This is a genomic window from Tepidibacter sp. (assembly GCF_025210165.1).
GTDB lineage: Bacteria > Bacillota > Clostridia > Peptostreptococcales > Peptostreptococcaceae > Tepidibacter_A.
In genome coordinates this window covers 39,982-60,171 of the sequence record NZ_JAOASI010000071.1, presented here as the reverse complement: position 1 = coordinate 60,171, position 20,190 = coordinate 39,982, and the positions used below count along the sequence as shown (strand labels likewise).

General features: G+C 29.3%; 22 protein-coding genes. 6 read left to right on the top strand and 16 right to left on the bottom strand.

Going from position 1 to position 20,190, the window contains the following annotated elements:
• Positions 1–251: 251 nt before the first annotated feature.
• The gene (locus tag N4A48_RS11825; RefSeq protein WP_293666268.1) at positions 252–779 is read right to left on the bottom strand and encodes a hypothetical protein; all 528 of its coding nucleotides are present in this window, start codon (positions 777–779) and stop codon (positions 252–254) included.
• Between the two features lie 656 nt (positions 780–1,435).
• Between N4A48_RS11825 and N4A48_RS11820 the strand changes: the two genes are divergently transcribed.
• Positions 1,436–1,594: a hypothetical protein gene (locus N4A48_RS11820; RefSeq protein ID WP_293666267.1), complete on the top strand. Its 159-nt coding sequence runs from the start codon at positions 1,436–1,438 to the stop codon at positions 1,592–1,594.
• A 331-nt stretch (positions 1,595–1,925) separates the two neighbouring features.
• On the opposite strand, the gene N4A48_RS11815 is transcribed toward N4A48_RS11820, so the two are convergent.
• From N4A48_RS11815 to N4A48_RS11790, 6 genes are all read right to left on the bottom strand, one after another.
• Positions 1,926–2,861 carry a sugar-binding transcriptional regulator gene (locus tag N4A48_RS11815; RefSeq protein WP_293666265.1) on the bottom strand — a complete coding sequence of 312 codons (936 nt, stop codon included), beginning with the start codon at positions 2,859–2,861 and terminating at the stop codon, positions 1,926–1,928.
• 168 nt (positions 2,862–3,029) lie between these two features.
• Positions 3,030–3,341 (bottom strand): hypothetical protein, encoded by a 312-nt coding sequence (locus N4A48_RS11810; RefSeq protein ID WP_293666263.1) that lies wholly within the window; start codon positions 3,339–3,341, stop codon positions 3,030–3,032.
• A 52-nt stretch (positions 3,342–3,393) separates the two neighbouring features.
• Positions 3,394–4,281, bottom strand: a complete 888-nt coding sequence (lsrF, locus tag N4A48_RS11805; protein ID WP_293666261.1) for a 3-hydroxy-5-phosphonooxypentane-2,4-dione thiolase — start codon at positions 4,279–4,281, stop codon at positions 3,394–3,396.
• Between the two features lie 15 nt (positions 4,282–4,296).
• On the bottom strand, positions 4,297–5,295 hold the full coding sequence (locus tag N4A48_RS11800) for a dihydroxyacetone kinase subunit DhaK (protein WP_293666259.1): 999 nt from the start codon (positions 5,293–5,295) through the stop codon (positions 4,297–4,299).
• A gap of 28 nt (positions 5,296–5,323) precedes the next feature.
• Positions 5,324–5,941, bottom strand: coding sequence for a dihydroxyacetone kinase subunit DhaL (gene dhaL, locus N4A48_RS11795; RefSeq protein WP_293666257.1), 618 nt, complete (start codon positions 5,939–5,941; stop codon positions 5,324–5,326).
• Positions 5,942–6,058: 117 nt separating this feature from the next.
• A complete protein-coding gene (locus tag N4A48_RS11790; RefSeq protein ID WP_293666255.1) occupies positions 6,059–6,226 on the bottom strand; it encodes a hypothetical protein in 168 nt (55 codons plus the stop codon).
• Between the two features lie 138 nt (positions 6,227–6,364).
• Here N4A48_RS11790 and N4A48_RS11785 point away from each other — a divergent pair, with 138 nt between their 5' ends.
• Entirely contained in the window at positions 6,365–7,993 is a 1,629-nt protein-coding gene (locus N4A48_RS11785; protein ID WP_293666253.1) for a recombinase family protein, read from the top strand.
• A 77-nt stretch (positions 7,994–8,070) separates the two neighbouring features.
• Here N4A48_RS11785 and N4A48_RS11780 read toward each other — a convergent pair whose 3' ends face one another.
• Positions 8,071–8,793, bottom strand: a complete 723-nt coding sequence (locus N4A48_RS11780; protein ID WP_293666252.1) for an SDR family oxidoreductase — start codon at positions 8,791–8,793, stop codon at positions 8,071–8,073.
• A gap of 21 nt (positions 8,794–8,814) precedes the next feature.
• Positions 8,815–9,204 carry a hypothetical protein gene (locus N4A48_RS11775; RefSeq protein ID WP_293666250.1) on the bottom strand — a complete coding sequence of 130 codons (390 nt, stop codon included), beginning with the start codon at positions 9,202–9,204 and terminating at the stop codon, positions 8,815–8,817.
• A 166-nt stretch (positions 9,205–9,370) separates the two neighbouring features.
• On the opposite strand from N4A48_RS11775, the gene N4A48_RS11770 reads away from it, so the two are divergent.
• The gene (locus N4A48_RS11770; RefSeq protein ID WP_293666248.1) at positions 9,371–9,541 is read left to right on the top strand and encodes a (2Fe-2S)-binding protein; all 171 of its coding nucleotides are present in this window, start codon (positions 9,371–9,373) and stop codon (positions 9,539–9,541) included.
• A gap of 20 nt (positions 9,542–9,561) precedes the next feature.
• Here N4A48_RS11770 and yihA read toward each other — a convergent pair whose 3' ends face one another.
• Positions 9,562–10,170: a ribosome biogenesis GTP-binding protein YihA/YsxC gene (gene yihA / locus N4A48_RS11765; protein ID WP_293666246.1), complete on the bottom strand. Its 609-nt coding sequence runs from the start codon at positions 10,168–10,170 to the stop codon at positions 9,562–9,564.
• A 1-nt stretch (position 10,171) separates the two neighbouring features.
• Positions 10,172–12,517 (bottom strand): endopeptidase La, encoded by a 2,346-nt coding sequence (lon, locus tag N4A48_RS11760; protein WP_293666244.1) that lies wholly within the window; start codon positions 12,515–12,517, stop codon positions 10,172–10,174.
• 158 nt (positions 12,518–12,675) lie between these two features.
• Between lon and N4A48_RS11755 the strand changes: the two genes are divergently transcribed.
• Positions 12,676–13,191 (top strand): chromate transporter, encoded by a 516-nt coding sequence (locus tag N4A48_RS11755; RefSeq protein WP_293666242.1) that lies wholly within the window; start codon positions 12,676–12,678, stop codon positions 13,189–13,191.
• The gene (locus N4A48_RS11750; RefSeq protein ID WP_293666240.1) at positions 13,176–13,712 is read left to right on the top strand and encodes a chromate transporter; all 537 of its coding nucleotides are present in this window, start codon (positions 13,176–13,178) and stop codon (positions 13,710–13,712) included. The genes N4A48_RS11755 and N4A48_RS11750 overlap by 16 nt, the downstream gene beginning before the upstream one ends.
• Positions 13,713–13,721: 9 nt before the next feature.
• Here N4A48_RS11750 and clpX read toward each other — a convergent pair whose 3' ends face one another.
• The 3 genes from clpX to tig all read right to left on the bottom strand — a co-directional run bounded on the left by clpX (position 13,722) and on the right by tig (position 16,990).
• Positions 13,722–14,978, bottom strand: a complete 1,257-nt coding sequence (gene clpX, locus N4A48_RS11745) for an ATP-dependent Clp protease ATP-binding subunit ClpX (protein ID WP_293666238.1) — start codon at positions 14,976–14,978, stop codon at positions 13,722–13,724.
• 24 nt (positions 14,979–15,002) lie between these two features.
• On the bottom strand, positions 15,003–15,587 hold the full coding sequence (clpP, locus tag N4A48_RS11740) for an ATP-dependent Clp endopeptidase proteolytic subunit ClpP (protein ID WP_293666236.1): 585 nt from the start codon (positions 15,585–15,587) through the stop codon (positions 15,003–15,005).
• A gap of 116 nt (positions 15,588–15,703) precedes the next feature.
• Positions 15,704–16,990: a trigger factor gene (gene tig, locus N4A48_RS11735; protein WP_293666234.1), complete on the bottom strand. Its 1,287-nt coding sequence runs from the start codon at positions 16,988–16,990 to the stop codon at positions 15,704–15,706.
• Positions 16,991–17,198: 208 nt separating this feature from the next.
• On the opposite strand from tig, the gene N4A48_RS11730 reads away from it, so the two are divergent.
• Positions 17,199–18,470, top strand: a complete 1,272-nt coding sequence (locus tag N4A48_RS11730) for an ArsB/NhaD family transporter (RefSeq protein ID WP_293666232.1) — start codon at positions 17,199–17,201, stop codon at positions 18,468–18,470.
• 684 nt (positions 18,471–19,154) lie between these two features.
• Here the strand turns inward: N4A48_RS11730 and N4A48_RS11725 are convergent.
• Together N4A48_RS11725 and N4A48_RS11720 are read right to left on the bottom strand one after the other, a co-directional pair.
• Positions 19,155–19,691: a DUF2179 domain-containing protein gene (locus tag N4A48_RS11725; protein WP_293666230.1), complete on the bottom strand. Its 537-nt coding sequence runs from the start codon at positions 19,689–19,691 to the stop codon at positions 19,155–19,157.
• 27 nt (positions 19,692–19,718) lie between these two features.
• Positions 19,719–20,189, bottom strand: a complete 471-nt coding sequence (locus N4A48_RS11720) for a metallophosphoesterase family protein (protein ID WP_293666228.1) — start codon at positions 20,187–20,189, stop codon at positions 19,719–19,721.
• Position 20,190 lies beyond the last annotated feature (1 nt).

Genomic DNA, 20,190 nt, shown 5'->3' with positions numbered 1-20,190 from the left:
TTCACTTATCCCATCATATCCTACAATACCAAAAGTCATTGTTTGCGTTAAATATAAATATAATCATCATAAATAATATACTTAAAAAACATGCACTAGAAACAAATAAACCATAGTAAATTAGTTTTAAATAAGTAGTTATTTCAAATATTTTAATAATAAAATCTCCCTTTTTATCAAGTATTTATTTCTATCTCCTTCCCAATATTAGTAACTCTACATGGTAATAATTTATTATCTTTTACATTTTATTAAACTCCTGATATTAAATGAAAAACTATAGAATTAATACTCTTATATCTAGTTGAGTTTTTTTTATTTGCAGTTCGTTCAATATATTCGTCTATTAAAAACACATATTCCTCAGATTTATAAAGGTCATTCGAGTATCCTTTCCATCTAATGTAAAAAGATTGACCTATCCTAAACTTTTCAACCTTTGATAAACCATCCCAACTCTCTATGCTAATCTTCTCTAGTTCTTCACTACTATATTTAGGAACATAGTAAAAAAATAGCCACCTAGCAGGAATAGATAGTAAAAATATCATTATTAAAATAATTGCAATTTTATAGGGGCTTTTGATAGAATTGTATATTAGCTGTTTAAATTTCTCAATAAAAGATTGTATTAGATTTTCAACATTTTTTCTGCCTAAATTTGAAGAAATCCATAATACAATATAGAGTAGCAAGATAATAAAAGCTTCTATTTGCCTAGTTATGAAAGGTCCTCTATCCCACCAACCAAATGCATGCATATATAATGTATAAAACAAAACAAGCCCTACTAATAAAAATATTATATTCTTTATCAGTACCTATATGGTTTTTTTCATTTTCTACTCCTTTAAGTAATTTTCATCTCTTTTATTGTAGATTATATTTTATCTATAACTCAAATATATCCTTTCAATTATTTTATATATTTAATCAATTTTTATCCATATAACTATTATATTACATATCTTTTTAATAAAAAGATCATTACTCACTATTATTTATATCTTAAAATTATATTGGGTAAGATTAACTTTAAGAATATAGTTACATACATACTAAAACTCTCTATGTCAATGTTAGTGAATGCTTTTAGATATTTTGACTAATATAACTTAGGTTTTATCGTTTAATAATCCATTAAAAAATTTATGTGTCTGACCGTAGGGAGTTCGTAAATTTTAGGATTATTAATAAGATAAAACCTTAGTTGTATTCAAAATATCGTTGTATTCACGGTATTTACATAGAGAGTTTTGATAACCCACAGATTATTATTTTTACTTAAATACCTAACTTTATAGTTTACCATTATGTATGAGGAACAGTTTCATCTCATATATTTAAGTAAATTTTACCATTAACTCTTTTTCATTCCAACCACATAGACCCCTATGTTATAATATCTATATAATCAAACTAAGGATGTGATATTATGGAGAATATACTAAAAGAAATACTCGGAGAAATAAAAACTATTAACAATAATATTTCTGACATCAATAAGCGTATGGATAGTCTTGATAAGCGTATGAATAACCTTGAAAAAGGACAAAAAGATATAATAAAAAAATTAGATGCTACCCATGATTAAGTTGTTAGAAATACTGAAGATATAGCAAATATAAATATTAAACTAGATAAACTTAGTGAGGATGTTGATTTTCTAAAATATGAAGAACATCAAACAAAGCAAGATATTTTTATACTAAAGAAAAACTTTCATATATTCAAACAAGGATAATTTAAAAGACTGGCAATTTGCCAGTCTTTTGTATATATAAATACATTGATATTCTAGATACTTGTTTATTCTACCTATCAATAAGCAAACTAAAAATAAAAAGAATTCAACTATAAGAAGAGATAAATCAAAAAGAACTTGCTGATATAATAGTAAATCGGGTGGATTTTTATAAATATTTTTACTTGTTCATAATTACTTGTGTAGCTGTTTTTTCATCTGTAATAATATGTGTAATGAAGCCTGTTCTTAATGCACCGATTACAGCATCCACACTTGTATCAACACAAATGGCAATAACTTTTTTTGCACGACTTAACTTTTCTAAAGAAATGTGTATAACATGATCATCTTCACTTTTGATAATTTTCCCTTCCTTATCAAAATAATATGATAAAAATACACCTACAGCTTTTTCATCAATTAGTTTCTTACCAAATCTAATTGCAGTTGCTTGATCAGGTACAGATGGGAAATTACCTACAGACATAATAATCACATCTAAGTCATTCCATTGTTCGCTAATTGTTTTAAAATTTTCTGTTTGGCAATATATTTCCTTTTCCTCTTTTGTTGTAGGAAAAGCTGGTGCATATATAAATAAGGGGTTTAATCCAGTATTATTGGAAAAAATTCTAACAACTTCATTAGGATGATATCCTTTATTAGGTATATTTGCTGTTCCAATTAAAGGACATATATCTCCTTCATACACTGAAACATCTTTTATTTTCTCAAATTCATCAACAAATTCACCTATAGTATATCCCCATCCTAAACCTATTTTATTTATTTCAGGAAGCATATCCTTTACATAGTGAATACAATGATTCAGTACAGTTTGCTTAGTAATATACTCTGTTTTTCCTTCTGGTACAATCAGGCCACCTTTTATATTAAATAAATTTCTAACTTGACCCATAATTAAATCATTACTAGAAAATAAGGATCTGATTTCAATTTTTACAATACCAATCTCTTTGGCTTTACTAAGCATTTTACTTACGAGAGGTCTTGATACTTCAATTTTTCTTGCTATTTCAGCTTGGGTCATATTATCCTCAAAATACATTTTTGAAACTTCTACTAATTTTGCTATTTCATTTACATCTGACACATCTTCACCTCTTCTAAACCACATATATAGAAATAAATTTTGTTTATTTATTTTACAAATATAACTGTAAATATCACCACATACCTTATCTTATGTTATAACATTTGTCAAGTCTATCTTAACAAAAAAACTCCGCATTTCAGCGGAGTTTTTGGTTATATATTTTTTCTAACAATATTGCATTAATTCCAATATCAAACCATCTTTAATAATAAATGCTATTTTCAAATTTTCATCTGCCATAAAAGGTTCTACAATAACTTGATTCTTCTCCAAATAATCCTCTAATTTATCTACTTTGAATGCTACATGAGGATTTTTTTGCATAATTTCAGGTAGAGGGCTGTTCTCTTCAAATCTTAAATACTCAAACTTAAATTCGCTTGCTTCAGGTTCAGTAATATATACCTTTATATCTTCAGCATATATTTCATCTTTTTGAACCTTATCTGTTACAACACCAATATGCATAAATTCCATATAAATACACTCCTTATTTTTTTATTTAGGATAGAATTTATTTAAACTACATTTAATAAGTTGTACATCTTTTCATGTCCTCATATAATTTAAATGCTTTTTCTACTGAAAATTTATCATGAACAACAGATCTTACAGCTTTAATCATTGCTTTTGGATTTTCGGCTTGGAATACATTCCTACCCATATCAACTCCTGCTGCCCCTTGTTGTATAGCTTTATAAGTTATTTCTAATGCCTCTTTTTCAGATACCTTTTTACCTCCAGCTATTACAATAGGTACTGGACAAGCAGCTGTTATTTTTTCAAAGTCATCGCAATAATAGGTTTTAACTATGCTTACACCAAATTCAGCAAGCATTCGAGTTGCTAGTAAAAAATACTTAGGCGTTCTTTTCATTTCTTTACCTACAGCAACAACACCTAAAACAGGAATACCATAACGATTTCCATTATCTACTGCTTTAACAATATTATTAATAGATTGACATTCACCACTAGCTCCTATAAAAGATTGTACCGCTATACATGAAGCATTCATTCTAATAGCATCATCAATATCAACACCTATGACTTCATGGCTCATATCATCTTTTAATACAGAGCTTCCTGCTGAGCATCTAAGTGCAATTGCTTTATTATGATCTGGCATAATACACGATCTAAGAGCACCTCTTGTTGCCATAAGGCAATCTGCATCTTCAATAAGTGGAGGAATTGATAAGTCAAGTCTTTCAAGACCTGATGTCGAGCCCATGATATATCCATGATCAAAAGCTAACATAAGTGTTTTTCCTGTTTTAGGATTAAATATTTTAGATAATCTATTTTTCATTCCCCAATCAACATGTTCCATTCCTTTTACATGAAAATGTTGAGTTGGTGGTTTTATATCTATTGCATAATCTTTTGGTAAATTAATTCCATCTTTATCTGCCATTTTATTTCCTCCTACCTATTTTTTTAAGTAAGGTGTTTTACATGGTTCATTCCAATATTCTAATAATTCATCATCCATTCTAGCAATAAACATTTGGAATCCACCAGCTTCCTGTACTGTAAGAATTTCATCAACAACACTTGCAACTACTTCAATACCTTTACTTTCTAGATATTTATGACATTTTCTATAAACTATTAGTTGTTCCATTAATGTAGTTGCTCCTGAACCATTAATAATAACCATTAACTTTTCTCCAGATTTTACATCTAAATCTTTAAGTAGTGCTTCAAGCATTATCTGAGCAGTTTCATCTGCTGACTTCATTTTCATGCGACCTCCGCCGCCTTCTCCGTGTTGTCCCATACCTATTTCCATTTCATCATCAGATAATTGTGATATTTGCATACCTGTTGCGGGATGTGTTGCACCAGAACATGCAACAGCTATTGTAGCCATATTATCTGCAAATCTTTGGGCAATATTAGCCACTTCTTCCAAAGATTTGCCTTTTTTAGCTGCACCTGCTGCAATTTTATAAAGAGGTACGCATCCAACTAAGCCTCTTCTATCATCCCCATTTTCTCTTGGAGCATTTGAAATATCTTCTTGAGTTATAACCCTTAATACATTTAAACCTTGTTTTTTAGCCTGTTTCATAGTAAGATTACCAGTAAGCATATCACCTGCGTGATTTAAAACAACAAATAAAACTCCCTTACCTCTATCAGCCATTTTAATAGCTTCAATACATGCACCAGGACCAGGTGCTGCAAAGATATCTCCAGGTACAGAAACATCTATCATTCCATCACCTACAAAACCACTTAAAGCTGGTTCATGACCTGTTCCACCAAGAGTTACAATTGTAACTCTATCAGTTTCTTCAAGCTTCTTATTTACAACTAAGTTTGTATCTGTTAATTTGATTATGTCTGGATTAGATAATTCTAACCCTTCAAGAAGTTCCCTTGTTAAATTCTCAGGCTTGTTAATAAATTTTTTCATTGTCATAATACGCTCTCCCCCTCTTTCATTTTATTTATTTTGCACCTTCATATAAGCCTTTAAAAAATAATGAAATAGATACTGCTCCTGGGTCTTTATGTCCTATACTTCTTTCACCAACATTCTTAGCTCTACCAAATTTGGCTATATAGTTCTTTGTATTCTTTGCTCCTTCTTCAGATGCTTTAACCCCTGCTTCAAGCATTTCTAATAAAGTTCCTTCGCTATCTACTATAGCATCCACCGCTGGATAAAAAGCATCTACTAATGTCTTATCTCCTAATTTTGCTTTTGATATCATTTGAAAAGCTTCCTTTGATTCTTTAAACATATTTTTTATATCTTTAATAATTAAAATTTCTTTATCTTCTATTCCCTCAGACATTCCTTCAAAAATTGTTCCATAAAGTGGGCCTGCTGATCCTCCATTTACATTCATAAGTTTCAAACTTAAATCATCATTTATTTTCTTGATTGAATCATTTTCATAATTATTAGAAATTCTTTCTTCTATACATTCTCCAATACGTCCTATAGTTATTCCGTGGTCTCCATCACCAGCGATGCTATCTAGTTCACATAAATATTTTATATTTGATTTAAGTAAATATGCAGATTTTAATAACATTCTCTTCCATAAAGCAACATTCATTTTAAACGCCCCCCTTTACATTTGTTAATTAAATTTTAACATATGTAATTACATTTGTAAATATTATTTGGATTTTTATCAGAAGGCACACTTCCATTGAGTTAGCAGTTTAAATATTTAACTTTCATTTAACTCATCTAAAATCTTATTGTATATATATGTATGTTGATATTCTGGATACTTGTTTATTCTATCTACAATAATTTGAACCAAACTATCTTCCATTAATTCTCTAGCTTTTTCTTTATTATCTATATTCATTACAACCTCAATTTTATTCCTCATATTTATCACTCTCCTCTTAATAAACTATGAAGAATAGCACTCGTCCTATTCAATTACGAAAGCAAAAAACTAATCATATTATTCTTAGTTCTGTAATATCTCATTTAATATAGATTATATTTGACTTTTTTAAATGAGGTGATTAACCTGTATAAAATTGCTATTTATTCTCGTAAGTCAAAGCTTACGGAAAAAGGAGATTCTATTCAAAATCAAATAGATTTGTGTAAACAGCATATTAATAATAAATTTAATGCTTGTGAGTTTATTATTTATGAAGATGAAGGATATTCAGGAGGAAATGCTAATAGACCAAAGTTTCAACTGATGATTGAAGATGCAAAGAAAAATAAGTTTGATATACTAATATGCTATAGATTAGACCGTATAAGTAGAAATATATGTGATTTTTCTGGTATTATAGAACTTCTTAATAATCACAATATAGCTTTTATATCTGTTAAAGAACAGTTTGATACATCTACTCCAATGGGAAGGGCGATGATGTATATAGCGTCTGTATTCGCTCAGCTTGAAAGGGAAACTATAGCAGAAAGAATTAGAGATAATATGCTCTCTCTTGCAAGAAGTGGAAGATGGCTAGGAGGTCAAACCCCTACTGGATTTAAGAGTGAACCTATCATTTACTATGACTCGGATATGAATAAAAAGAAAATGTATAAACTATCTCCCCTAGAAGATGAGTTAGACCTAGTAAAAAAATTATATAGTAAATATATTGAATTAAAAAGCTTAAGTAAACTCGAAAGCTTTACATTGCAAAATAATATAAAAACAAAGAATAATAAAGATTTTGATAAAAGCTCTCTTAAATTAATACTTACTAATCCTGTATATGCTGTAGCTGATGAATTAGTATATGAGTATTTTAAAGAAAATAATTGTGATATAGCTTCTCCTAAATCAGACTTTAATGGAAAATATTCAATACTCACCTATAATAAACAGACTAAAAAAAATAATTCGACTATAAGAAGAGATAAATCCGATTGGATTATCGCTATTGGAAAACATAAGGGGGTAATTTCATCTGATACTTGGATCAAAGTTCAGTATTTATTACAAGAGAACTCAAAAAAAGCTCCTCGTCTAAACACAGGAAGCGTTGGTTTGATAACACCTTTATTAACATGTAAAGAATGTGGCTCAAAAATGAGAGTAAGTGTATATAAAAGAAAAGCTAGTACCTACTATTATTACCGATGCCTGATGAAAGAAAAATCAAAAGGTACTAGGTGTAAGGTGAAGAATTTACTAGGTTATATAGCTGATGAAATGGTTATAGAAGAGATAAAGAATATATCACTAAAGCAAAGTAGCCTCTATGATAAATTAAATCATCATAAACAAAATATTAATAGTATTTACAAAGAAAATATTATTAAAAAAGATGACTTAGAAAAAGAGTTGAAATTATATGAACAAAATATATCGAACCTTACACTGCAAATTTCACAAAATAAAAACTCTTCAGCCAGTAAATACCTGATTAATCAAATTGAAGAATTTGATAAGAAAATAAATCAAACAAAAAAAGAACTTGCTAATATAACAGATGATACGGAGATTTCATCATTGAAAAAGATAGATATAGATTCATGTACACAGTTATTAACAGATTTTTCTTCTAATATTCATGCTTTAACTTTTGAAGAAAAAAAGCTATGTCTTAAAGTTTTAATAGATAAGATAACTTGGGATGGTAAAAAACTTGAAATCCATTTGCTTGAACAAAAAATGCTATAATTTCCTTAATCATAAAAAAAACAGCACTAATTACATTTAATAGAATTAGTGCTGTTTTTTAATTTTATTTTCCTTTTTTAAGCATCTTGCATTGTATCTGTAATAACTATTTGTCTTAATGAAACTGCTTGTGGCAATTCATATGCATACTTAATCGTTTTAGCAACATCATTTGCTGTAATATTAACTGCTCCTATTGATTCTTTCCATTCATTATATCCATCAATAATATCTTTATTTGTTGTATGTCCTAATAATTCTGTACTAACAGCACCTGGGCATATATATAATGTTCTTACATTATACGATGATAACTCACCTCTAACTACCTCTGTTAATCCTGCTACTCCATATTTACTTGCACAATATGCTGCATGATTAGGAAATGGCTTTAACCCTGCAATTGATGATAAATTGATAATAGTTCCAGATTTTCTTTCTTTCATATCATTCATTACAATTTGCATTCCATTCATTACACCCATTACATTTACATCAAGCATTGTTTTCCATTCTTTTGAATCTTGTACTGCAATATCACCTAATAACATAACACCTGCGTTATTTATAATTAAATCTGTCTTTCCATACTTTGCTTCCGCTTCTCTAACTGCTGATTCAAAAGCTTCTTTATCTGTTACATCTACCTTTTTGCATATTGTATTAGGTAGATTTAATGCCTCCATTTTTTCTACTCTTCTTGCTAATAAAAGCATCGGATATCCATCTTTTGCAAATTCCTTTGCCAATTCCATTCCAAATCCAGAACTTGCTCCTGTTATTACTATTAATTTTTTCATATCATTACCTCCAAAATTCTTTTATAGTACAAGTATACTTACTATATGAGGCCGTGTAAAGTACGCACTTCTTTTGAAGATAGTAACCAATAAGTAACCAATGAGTAAAATATTAATTTGCCATTTTGTAGTATGAGCAGTTCCATCAACCATAGCAACCTTAAGATCAAGTATAACAAGTCCATCTATAGAGTTATTATCTGATGAACAATGATGGAATTCAACATCATATCCAAGCTTTAGCATTTCATTTCCTATATTTTTCATCATAGAAGATTTCCCAACGCCCGGTCCACCTTTTATACAAAATATATGTTTTGCATCCTGTTGTTCAATTATATAATCATAGTAAGAAAAAAAACCATCTGCTGTGTTTCCGCCAGGGAACACTCTCTTAATTTTTGCTGTCATAATATCTCCTTCTTTCAACTAATATTCATTCTCATACTTCTAACCTACTTTTATTTTATTAATTTTTATAATGTTTTGTGCTTGTACTAAATATCTTACGAATATTTTATTAATAATAGAAGATACTATATATTGATTCTTTAATATATCAAGGAGGTTAATTTTTATGTCAGTAGTATGTAATTGTTTTGGAATAAGTGAGGAAGAAATTCGTGAAGCAGTAAAAAACGGAGCTAATACAGTAGAGGCTGTTGGTGAAGAAACAAGTGCTGGAACTGGATGTGGCGGTTGTCAATCTAGAATCCAAGAAATTATCGATGAGGAAACAAAAAAATAAGACCTTGGAATTCCAAGGTCTTAATCTTTTGTTATTTCATATCCATGTTCACTATAAGTATCAGTAATATCCTCCCATAAAATATCAAAGCCTGTCTTTTTAAGTGATGATACAGGTATTATCTTTTCAACTGTAAGTCCTAATTTTTTCTTTATAATGCTCATATGTTTTTGATGCTTACCTCTAGCTATTTTGTCTGCCTTTGTGGCAACTACAGTACAATCATATCCAAAATATTTTATCCAATCATACATAGCCTTATCATCGTTAGTAGGCTCATGTCTTATATCTACAAGAAGATATATACGGCAAAGCTCATCTCTGCCCGTTAAATATCTCTCCATTATTTTGCCCCAACCAGCTTTTTCAGTTTTTGAAACCTTTGCATATCCGTATCCTGGTAAATCTACAAAGAAAAACTCGTTATTTATTAAGTAAAAATTTATAGTTCTTGTTTTTCCTGGAGTTTGACTTACTCTTGCAAAATTTCTTCTGTTTAAAAGCGAATTTATGCTAGAAGACTTTCCCACATTAGATCTTCCTACAAATGCTACTTCTGGAATTCCTTCTACTGGATATTGATCTCTGTTTACTGCACTCATCACTATCTCTGATGATCTTATTTTCAAACTATTCACCTTCCTTAATTAAAGCATGTTCCAATACTTCGTCCATGTTCTTTACAAATACAAATTCTATTTTTTTCTTTATATTATCTGGTATATCATCCATATCTTTTTTATTATCTATTGGTAGTAATATTTTTTTAATTCCTGCTCTGTTAGCTGCAAGTACTTTTTCTTTTATTCCTCCAACAGGAAGTACTCTTCCTCTTAAAGTTATTTCTCCAGTCATAGCTACAAGATTATTAACGGGAACATTAGATAAAGCAGATATAACAGCAGTTGCCATAGTTATTCCAGCAGATGGCCCATCTTTTGGTATAGCACCTTCTGGTATATGAATATGGATATCTTGTTCTTTATAGAAATTTTCATCTATCTTAAACTCCTCATACTTAGATCTTATATAAGATATTCCTGTTCTTGCTGATTCCTTCATAACATCCCCAAGCTGACCTGTTAAAACAAGTTGTCCTTTTCCTTTCATAGGAGTTACCTCAATAGATAAAGTGTCTCCTCCAACACTTGTCCACGCAAGCCCTCTAACTATTCCAACTTCAGGATTTTCCTTTATTGGTTCATAGCTGTATATCTTCTTTCCTAAGTATTTTTCTAAATTAGTTTTATTTATTCTAATATTCTTTAATTCTCTATTTTCTACATATCTCTTAGCTGCTTTTCTGCAAACCTTACCTATAGTTCTTTCAAGGTTTCTAACTCCAGATTCTCTAGTATAATATGTTATTATATCTTTTATCGTTTCATCTGATATTTTCAAGAACCCTTCTTCTAGTCCATGTTCCTTTATCTGTTTTGGAAGTAAATATTTTTTAGATATTTTAAGCTTTTCTTCTTCTGTATATCCAGATACTTGTATAACTTCCATTCTATCCAGTAAAGGTCTTGGTATTGTGTTTAAGCTGTTGGCTGTAGTTATAAATAAAACTCTTGATAAATCAAATGGTATTTCTAAATAGTGATCTACAAACTCTTTATTTTGCTCAGGATCTAGTGTCTCAAGCATAGCTGAAGCTGGGTCTCCTCTAAAATCAGATGCCATCTTATCTATTTCATCAAATAAGAATACAGGATTTTTTGTTTTTGCTTCCTTCATAGCATTTATTATTCTTCCAGGTATAGCTCCAACATAAGTTCTTCTATGTCCTCTTATCTCTGATTCATCTCTAACTCCACCTAAAGAAACTCTTACAAATTTTCTATTCAAAGATTTTGCTATTGATTTTGCTATTGATGTTTTACCAACTCCAGGAGGGCCAACAAGACAAACTATAGGACCTTTCATAGACTTAGATAATGTTCTTATAGCTAAGTACTCAAGAATTCTCTCTTTAACCTTACCTAATCCATAGTGGTCTTCATCAAGTATTTTCGCAGACTCCTTCAAGTCAACCTTGTCCTTACTTTCTTTATTCCAAGGAAGGGCAAAGATTGTATCAAGATAATTTCTAATAACTCCAGATTCTGCTGATGATGGACTCATTTTAGATAATCTATTTATTTCCTTTGATATCTTTTCTTTAATTTCTTTTTTTACTTTAATATTTTTTAATTGTTTCTTATATTCTGCTATATCGTCTGTTGCTTCTTCATCTTCTCCAAGTTCTTTATGAATAGCTTTTAATTGTTCTTTCAAGTAATACTCTTTTTGAACTCTATTAACCTGTTTTTTTACTCTCAAGCTTATTTTTTTCTCTATTTTAAGAATATCAAGCTCTTCAAGAAGAATTTTATATACCTTCTCAAGTCTTTCCTTAGGATCAAATATTTCAAGTACTTCTTGCTTTTGTAGAGGCTTTAAGAACATATTAGATGCTATCGTATCTATATATCTGCTCGGCTCATCTATATCTGCTAAAGTGAGAAGTATCTCTGGAGATATTCTATTACTTATATTGATATATTCTTCAAAAGAATCAAATACATTTCTCATTAAGGCCTCTACTTCTTTGTCTTCCTTTAATAACTCTTCGTTATATACAACCTCTTCTAAAGTAGCGCTAAATCCTTTTTCATCATCTTCAATTTCTTTTATCTTTGCTCTTGATATACCTTCTACCAGAACCCTTACAGTATCACCTGGTAGCTTTAACATCTGCTTTATCTTACATATAGTTCCTATATGATAAAAATCATCAGGGGTTGGTAAATCAATCTCAGCTTCTTTTTGAGAAGTCAAGAATATAAGTTGCTCATCTACCATAGCTTCTTCTAATGCAGTTATAGATTTTTCTCTACCAACATCAAAATGTAAAACCATATATGGGAATACCGCTAATCCTCGAAGAGGGATTACAGGTAATTTATGCTCTTTAGTGCTATAATTTTGCTCCATATCATCACTCCTTTATATAAATATATACCTAATTTGTAATAAATACTATACCATTATATATTTACCATAATTTTTTTTCAATATAATCTAAATTTTATAAATTTATTTTGAGTTTAGTGTTATAATATTCTACATAATGCTGTTCTTGGGAGGTATATATGCTTAAATTATTTTTAATATTTTTTAAAATAGGTTTAGTTACATTCGGTGGCGGATATGCAATGATTCCCTTGATAGAAAAAGAACTTGTCCTTAAACAGCAACTAGTATCAGAAGATGAGTTCTTAGACTACGTATCTATAGCTCAAAGCTTTCCTGGTGCAATAGCTGTCAATATTTCTCTGCTACTTGGCTATAAATTCAATAAATTTTTAGGAAGTATAGTATGTGTTTTGGGTACAACTCTACCATCCTTTATTTCAATATTAATACTTTCCTATTTTTACAATAAAAACAATTCTTCCTCTTATCTAAATGGATTTTTCTTAGGTGTAAGGCCCGTAGTTGCCTCGTTATTATTGTATTCCTTCTTTAGATTATCTAAAAAAGTAGAAAAAAATACGCTAAATATATTATTTTTAGGAATATCCTTTACGTTAGTAACATTTTTTTCTATTAACCCGATTTATATAATTATAATTGGAGGTATATTAGGATTATGTATAAATTATTAGATTTATTTGAAATTTTCATAGCATTTTTTAAAATAGGAGCATTCAGTTTTGGAGGCGGTTACGCTATGCTTCCATTTATAGAAAGAGAAATCGTAAATGTCAAAGGATGGTTATCTACCAAGGAGTTTTTAGATGTACTAGCTATATCTCAAGTATCTCCTGGCCCAATCGCTATAAACTCAGCTACATTTATAGGCTATAGATATAATTTTGTACTAGGTTCTTTATTTGCAACTTTAGGAGTTATAGGGTTTTCTATAATAATTATCAATATAGTTTCCCCATCCCTTGAAAAATACAAAGATAACCAAAATATAGCTACTATATTTAAAACGTTAAGACCTATAACAATAGGGTTTATATTATCTGCATTTTATTCTACATATGAAAAAAGTATATCCGATTTTTTTTCTATATCTATATTTTTTATTTCATTCCTGCTTCTTAATTCAAAAAAAATACATCCTGTATATATAATTATATTTTCAGGATTTATCGGAATAATTTTAAAAGGGGCATAAGCCCCTTTTTTATGCACTCTCTTCAGGTTTTTGACCAGATTTACATATAACTAAAGGTTCTTTATTGTCAGAAATAGTTTCTTTTGTCACAACAACCTTTTCTATATCATCTCTTGATGGTATTTCAAACATAATATCCATCATAGCTTTTTCTAATATACTTCTAAGTCCTCTTGCTCCAGTCTTTCTTTCAATAGCTTTTTTAGCTATTGCAGTTAGTGCTTCTTTGTCAAATTCAAGTTCCACATTATCCATTTGGAATAACTTTGAATACTGCTTAGTTAAAGCATTTTTAGGTTCTTTAAGTATTTGAATAAGAGCACTCTCGTCTAATAAGTCTAGAGTTACCACTACTGGAACCCTACCTATAAACTCAGGTATAAGACCAAATTTAAGTAAATCTTCTGGTTCAGATTTTTTATAGATTTTGCCTATATCCATTTCTTTTTTACTCTCAATTTTTGCTCCAAACCCTAGAGTTTTCTGTCCGATTCTCTTGTTTATTATCTTATCTATTCCATCAAAAGCTCCACCTACTATAAATAGTATATTAGTAGTATCTATTTGCAAGAATTCTTGATGCGGATGCTTTCTTCCTCCTTGAGGAGGTACATTCGCAGTAGTTCCTTCTAATATTTTAAGAAGTGCTTGTTGTACTCCTTCTCCACTTACATCTCTTGTTATAGATGGATTTTCTGATTTTCTTGCTATTTTATCTATCTCGTCAATGTATATAATACCTTTTTCTGCTTTTTCTATATCGTAATCAGATGCTTGAATTAATTTAAGAAGTATATTTTCAACATCTTCTCCAACATAACCAGCTTCTGTTAAAGATGTCGCATCTACCATTGCAAATGGAACATTAAGTATTTTAGCAAGAGTTTGAGCAAGAAGCGTCTTACCAGAACCTGTTGGTCCTAGCATCATTATATTACTTTTTTGAATTTCAACACCTTTACTATTTTTACTTCCTGAATATATCCTTTTGTAGTGATTGTATACTGCAACTGATAAAGATTTTTTAGCTTCATCTTGACCTATAACATATTCATCTAAAATACCTTTTATTTCTTTTGGCTTTGGTAACTCGGATATATCATTTTCAATACTTTCTTGGAATTCCTCTTTTATTATTTCTTCACACAACTCTACACATTCATCACAAATATATACGTTAGGACCTGCTATAAGTCTTTTAACTTGTTCTTGATTCTTACCACAAAAAGAACATTTCAGATGTTTCTTATCTTCGTATTTTGACATTTTAACACCTCTCTTTAATTTAACCTAAGGTCTCTTGCTTATAACCTCATCTATGATTCCATATTCTTTAGCTTGGTCTGCTTCCATAAAATAGTCTCTTTCTGTATCTTGCTTTATTCTATCAAGTGGCTGTCCAGTTCTATCAGCCATTATTTGATTTAACTTCTCTTTCATTTTAACTATTCTTTGTGCGTGTATTTCAATGTCAGTAGCTTGACCTCTTGTTCCTCCAAGTGGCTGATGTATCATAATTTCAGCATTAGGAAGTGCAAATCTCTTTCCTTTTGCTCCTGCATTAAGTAAAAAAGCTCCCATTGAAGCTGCCATACCTATACAAATAGTGCTTACATCTGGTTTTATGTACTGCATAGTATCATAAATCGCCATACCTGCTGTTATACTTCCTCCTGGTGAATTTATATATAAATATATATCTTTATCAGGATCTTCTGATTCTAAAAATAAAAGTTGTGCAACAATCAAGCTAGCTGTAGTATCATTCACTTGATCCCCTAGGAATATTATTCTATCTTTTAATAATCTAGAATATATATCATAAGATCTTTCTCCTCTTCCTGTTTGTTCTACTACCATAGGTACTAAAGCCATATATTACCCCTCCTTTTTTATACGAAATCTAAAAGTTCTAGATTGATTCAACTAGAACTTAAGTTTCACTATATCTATATATAGATACAGTAGCCTTTTTAAAGGCTACTGTCAGATTAGTTTATTTTAGCACTATTTACTAATAAGTCTATTGTCTTCTTAACTACTACGTTTTCTTTGAAGTAACCCATATCTTGCTCTCTAAGTGTTTCTTTAAACTTATCTGCTTCCATTTTGTACATAGATGCCATTTGAACTATCTCATTGTTTAATTCTTCCTCAGAAACTTCAATTTCTTCTTTTGCTGATATAGCTTCAAGAACTAAAGAAGTCTTAACTCTCTTTTGAGCATCTTCTCTCATTTGACCTTTTAAATCTTCTATCTTCATTCCAGTGAATTTAACATAATTTTCAAGGTTTAATCCTTGCATTTGTAATTGTTGATCGAAATCTCTTAACATATTGTTTACTTGATTATCAACCATAACTTCTGGAATATCTATTTCAGCAGCTTCAGCAGCCTTTTCTACAGCCTTATTTCTTAATTCTGCTTCTTCATTTTTCTTAGCATTTTCTTCTAATTTAGCCTTTACATCATTTTTAAGTTCTTCTAATGTATCAAATTCACTTACATCTTTAGCAAACTCATCATCAAGTTCTGGCATTTCTTTAACTTTTATTTCTTTTACATTAACTACGAATAAAGCTTCTTTTCCAGCTAAATTTTCTGCATGGTACTCTTCTGGGAAAGTTACATTTACTTTTACTTCATCTCCTACATTAGCTCCAACTAATTGCTCTTCAAACCCTGGTATGAAAGATCCTGAACCTATAACTAAGTTATGGTTTTCTCCCTTTCCGCCATCAAAAGCTTCTCCGTCTACAAATCCTTCAAAGTCTATAACAGCTGTATCATCATTTTGAACAGCTCTATCTTCTACATTTATTAATCTTGAATTTTGATTTCTCATTTCTTCAATCTTGTTAGCTACGTCTTCTTCCTTTACAGTATATTCAATTTTTTCTATTTCTATACCTTTATATTCTCCTAATTTAACTTCAGGCTTAACAGTAACCTTAGCTATTAAAACAAGGTCCTTGTCTTCTCCTATTTCTTCTACATCAAGCTCTGGTCTGTCTACAGGATCTAACTTAAGATCTTCTATAGCTTTTGAGTAAGCTTCCGGGAATACTATATTTATAGCTTCATCATAAAATACTCCTTTTCCGTATTGAGCTTCTATTAACTTTTTAGGAGCTTTTCCTTTTCTGAATCCAGCAACATTAAATCTTCCTTTTAATTTATCATAAGCTTTATTATTTGCTTTTTTAAATTCATCTTTTTCTACAGTTATTTTTAATGTAACTTCATTTTGTTCTTTCTTTACTAATTCTGCGTTCATTTTATAATCCTCCTATGTAACTTTCTTTATTTTCTTTAATAACCCCTTTATTATAACATATAATAATTTTTATTTACAAGACACACTTAATTTGTTGATTTACCAAAAATAACTTTTTCTTAGACATTTACTTTTTTTTCAAACTTTCATATAATTATATTAAAGTAAATATGTTAACTATGTTAAAATATAAGGAGATGGGTACTAAATGGATACACAAACACTAATAGCTTTAATAATATTTATAAGCACTTATGCATTTATCGTTTCTGAAAAAATCGATAGAACAGCTATATCTTTTCTTGGAGCATCGTGCCTCATATTATTTGGTGTACTAAATGAAAAAGAAGCAATTCACTTTATAGACTTTAATACTATAGGACTTTTAATTGGTATGATGATTATTGTAAACATACTTAAAACAACAGGCCTATTTCAGTATATAGCTATTAAATCTGCTAAACTCTCAAAAGGCGAACCACTTACTATAATGATTGTATTCTGTTTTGTAACAGCAGTTTTATCAGCTTTTTTAGATAATGTTACTACAGTTCTTTTAATAGCACCTGTTACATTAGTTATAACAGATACACTAAATCTTAATCCTATTCCATTTTTAGTTCCTCAAATTATTTCTTCTAATATAGGTGGTACAGCTACTTTAGTCGGAGATCCACCTAATATAATGATCGGTAGTGCTGCAAATATTGGGTTTTTAGATTTTTTATTAAATACAGGTCCAATTGCTTTTCTAATATTAATTATTACCCTATTTCTATTTAATATAATCTATAAAAAGCAATTAATAGTATCTGATGATGTTAAGAAGAAAATATTTAAATTTGATGAAAAGCTGGCTATAACAAACAAGAGTCTTTTGATAAAATGTCTAACTATACTGTTTTTAGTTATAATAGGTCTTATGACACATCAAATTTTTGGACTTGAATCTTCGTCAATCGCTTTAATAGGTGCATCTGTGATGCTAATTATAAGTAAGGCAAATGTTGAAGAAACACTTCATTCAATAGAATGGACTACTATTTTCTTCTTTATGTTTTTATTTATACTAGTTGGAGGACTTGAAAAGGTAGGAGTTATAGATGAGATTGCCAAGGTTATAGTTTCTTTTTCACAAGATAATTTACCTCTTGCAACAATACTTCTTCTTTGGGCTGCTGCTATATTATCTTCATTCCTTGATAATATACCTTTTGTAGCTACTATGATTCCTCTTATAAAGAAAATTTCTTTATTATCTAATATGAATGTAATGCCTCTTTGGTGGGCACTATCTCTTGGAGCTTGTCTTGGAGGAAATGGTTCTTTAATAGGAGCTTCTGCAAATGTAATAGTTGCTGGTATTCTTAAGAAAAATAATCATGAGGTGTCTTTTGTAGAATATATGAAGATAGGATTTCCAATGATGATTATATCTATTATATTTAGTACGATATATTTGTTGATATTTTATGTTTAAAAACTCCTTATTCTAAAGATTTTATGTGGGTAATCCAAAATATGTCTATGAAAATAACGCTCATACAACTATATTTTGAAGAAAACTAAGCTTTTGTCTTATTAATAATCCTAAAACTTCTGAACTTGCTCTGCTCAAACACATAAGTTTTTTAACGGATTATTAAACAACAAAACCTAAGTTTTCTTAGTCAAAATATCTAAAAGCATTCGCTAACATTTTCATAGACATATTTTTTAATTTCACTTCCTATTATCAAATAACATATTACCTCATCTAATAAAAGAAGAAAATATCTTTAAGTCTTTTAAAAGTTTTTTATATGATTAACATTACCTCTAAAAAAACAGCCATTAAGAACTAAACTTACAAAATAAATGGTATCAAAATGTTAGCGAATGATTTAAATATTTTTGTATAAAACTAGTATTAAAGCGTTTGAATATCCGTTAAGAAAGTTCATTGTCTGACCAACGGGAGCTTAGAACTTTTAGGATATTTAATAAGATTTAATACTTAGTTTTATTAAAAATATTTAATACATAAGCGGTATTTTGATACCATTTATTTTGGGATCAAATACATAATTTCACTTTAGATAATTTATATTTATGCTAAGCCTAAATATCTAAGTATCGTTATTTCACCGGGCATAATTTTTTGCTTAACATCTAACCTATTAGTTTATTTCTTCTTAATTCCTATTCCCTGTCTTTTTCTAAAATATCCACCCTTTATATTTCTAGCATCCATTATAGTTATAAATGCATCTTTATCATACTTGTCTACACAAACCTCAAAATTCCGAATATCTTTTCTATTTAATACTACATTTAAAATGCTTATTTTTCCTTCTTTTCCATGACCTTCTGTAACTGTAACTCCAAAACCTTTTTCTCTAAGATATGAAGAAAATTTTTCTATATCTCTTTTAGTTATTATTTGAGCTATAAGAGTTCCTATAGCCATTTTTTCTTCTATTAATATTCCTACATAGTTACCAGCAGCAAATCCCATTGCATAAAAGAAAACATTTAGCATGTTATCCATACCAGTTAAAACCTTATTTATAGCAAGTATATATATTATTATCTCTACAAAACCTATCATAGCAGCTTGTATTTTTTTACCTCTAACTACCATTATAGTTCTTATTGTTGCCATAGATACATCAGTACATCTTGCCATAAATATAAAAAGATATCCCAAAATCAATTCCATTTTCTGTCCCCTCCTATAAAGTGAAACTTAATTTAAAATTATCTCTTGAATGTCAACTATCCCATCTATATTCATCATAATAAATTGCCTACTGCTATTACCTCTGGGAAGAGCTATACTTCCAGGGTTTAAAAATAAGATGTCATCTTTTTTATAATTTAAAGGTATATGAGAGTGTCCAAATATAACTATATTTACGTTTAATTCTAAGGCTCTTCTTTTTATACTTTTTAATGAGTGTTTTATATCATATTTATGACCGTGACATAAAAGTATTCTATAACCTTCAACATCAAATACAATCTCATCTTCTACATTTTCAAAATCACAATTCCCTTTTATTCCCAAAGTATCTATTCCTGTGACTTTATGAATATAATTAGAATCTTGAAAATTATCTCCAGTATGAAGTATTAACTCACATTCTTTTAAATACTGTATTGCCTTATCTATATATTTATAGTTTCTATGTGTATCTCCTATTATACCTATTTTCATT

Bases quoted from the DNA above. Each gene is read 5' to 3' on its own strand.
- N4A48_RS11820 (WP_293666267.1), top strand. From the start codon at position 1,436: ATGGAGAATATACTAAAAGAAATACTCGGAGAAATAAAAACTATTAAC.
- N4A48_RS11775 (WP_293666250.1), bottom strand. From the start codon at position 9,204: ATGACAGCAAAAATTAAGAGAGTGTTCCCTGGCGGAAACACAGCAGAT.
- N4A48_RS11770 (WP_293666248.1), top strand. From the start codon at position 9,371: ATGTCAGTAGTATGTAATTGTTTTGGAATAAGTGAGGAAGAAATTCGT.
- N4A48_RS11790 (WP_293666255.1), bottom strand. From the start codon at position 6,226: ATGAGGAATAAAATTGAGGTTGTAATGAATATAGATAATAAAGAAAAA.
- N4A48_RS11810 (WP_293666263.1), bottom strand. From the start codon at position 3,341: ATGGAATTTATGCATATTGGTGTTGTAACAGATAAGGTTCAAAAAGAT.
- N4A48_RS11730 (WP_293666232.1), top strand. From the start codon at position 17,199: ATGGATACACAAACACTAATAGCTTTAATAATATTTATAAGCACTTAT.
- dhaL (WP_293666257.1), bottom strand. From the start codon at position 5,941: ATGAATGTTGCTTTATGGAAGAGAATGTTATTAAAATCTGCATATTTA.
- N4A48_RS11755 (WP_293666242.1), top strand. From the start codon at position 12,676: ATGCTTAAATTATTTTTAATATTTTTTAAAATAGGTTTAGTTACATTC.
- tig (WP_293666234.1), bottom strand. From the start codon at position 16,990: ATGAACGCAGAATTAGTAAAGAAAGAACAAAATGAAGTTACATTAAAA.
- clpP (WP_293666236.1), bottom strand. From the start codon at position 15,587: ATGGCTTTAGTACCTATGGTAGTAGAACAAACAGGAAGAGGAGAAAGA.
- N4A48_RS11780 (WP_293666252.1), bottom strand. From the start codon at position 8,793: ATGAAAAAATTAATAGTAATAACAGGAGCAAGTTCTGGATTTGGAATG.
- lsrF (WP_293666261.1), bottom strand. From the start codon at position 4,281: ATGGCAGATAAAGATGGAATTAATTTACCAAAAGATTATGCAATAGAT.
- N4A48_RS11750 (WP_293666240.1), top strand. From the start codon at position 13,176: ATGTATAAATTATTAGATTTATTTGAAATTTTCATAGCATTTTTTAAA.
- N4A48_RS11800 (WP_293666259.1), bottom strand. From the start codon at position 5,295: ATGACAATGAAAAAATTTATTAACAAGCCTGAGAATTTAACAAGGGAA.
- clpX (WP_293666238.1), bottom strand. From the start codon at position 14,978: ATGTCAAAATACGAAGATAAGAAACATCTGAAATGTTCTTTTTGTGGT.
- lon (WP_293666244.1), bottom strand. From the start codon at position 12,517: ATGGAGCAAAATTATAGCACTAAAGAGCATAAATTACCTGTAATCCCT.
- N4A48_RS11725 (WP_293666230.1), bottom strand. From the start codon at position 19,691: ATGGAATTGATTTTGGGATATCTTTTTATATTTATGGCAAGATGTACT.
- N4A48_RS11720 (WP_293666228.1), bottom strand. From the start codon at position 20,189: ATGAAAATAGGTATAATAGGAGATACACATAGAAACTATAAATATATA.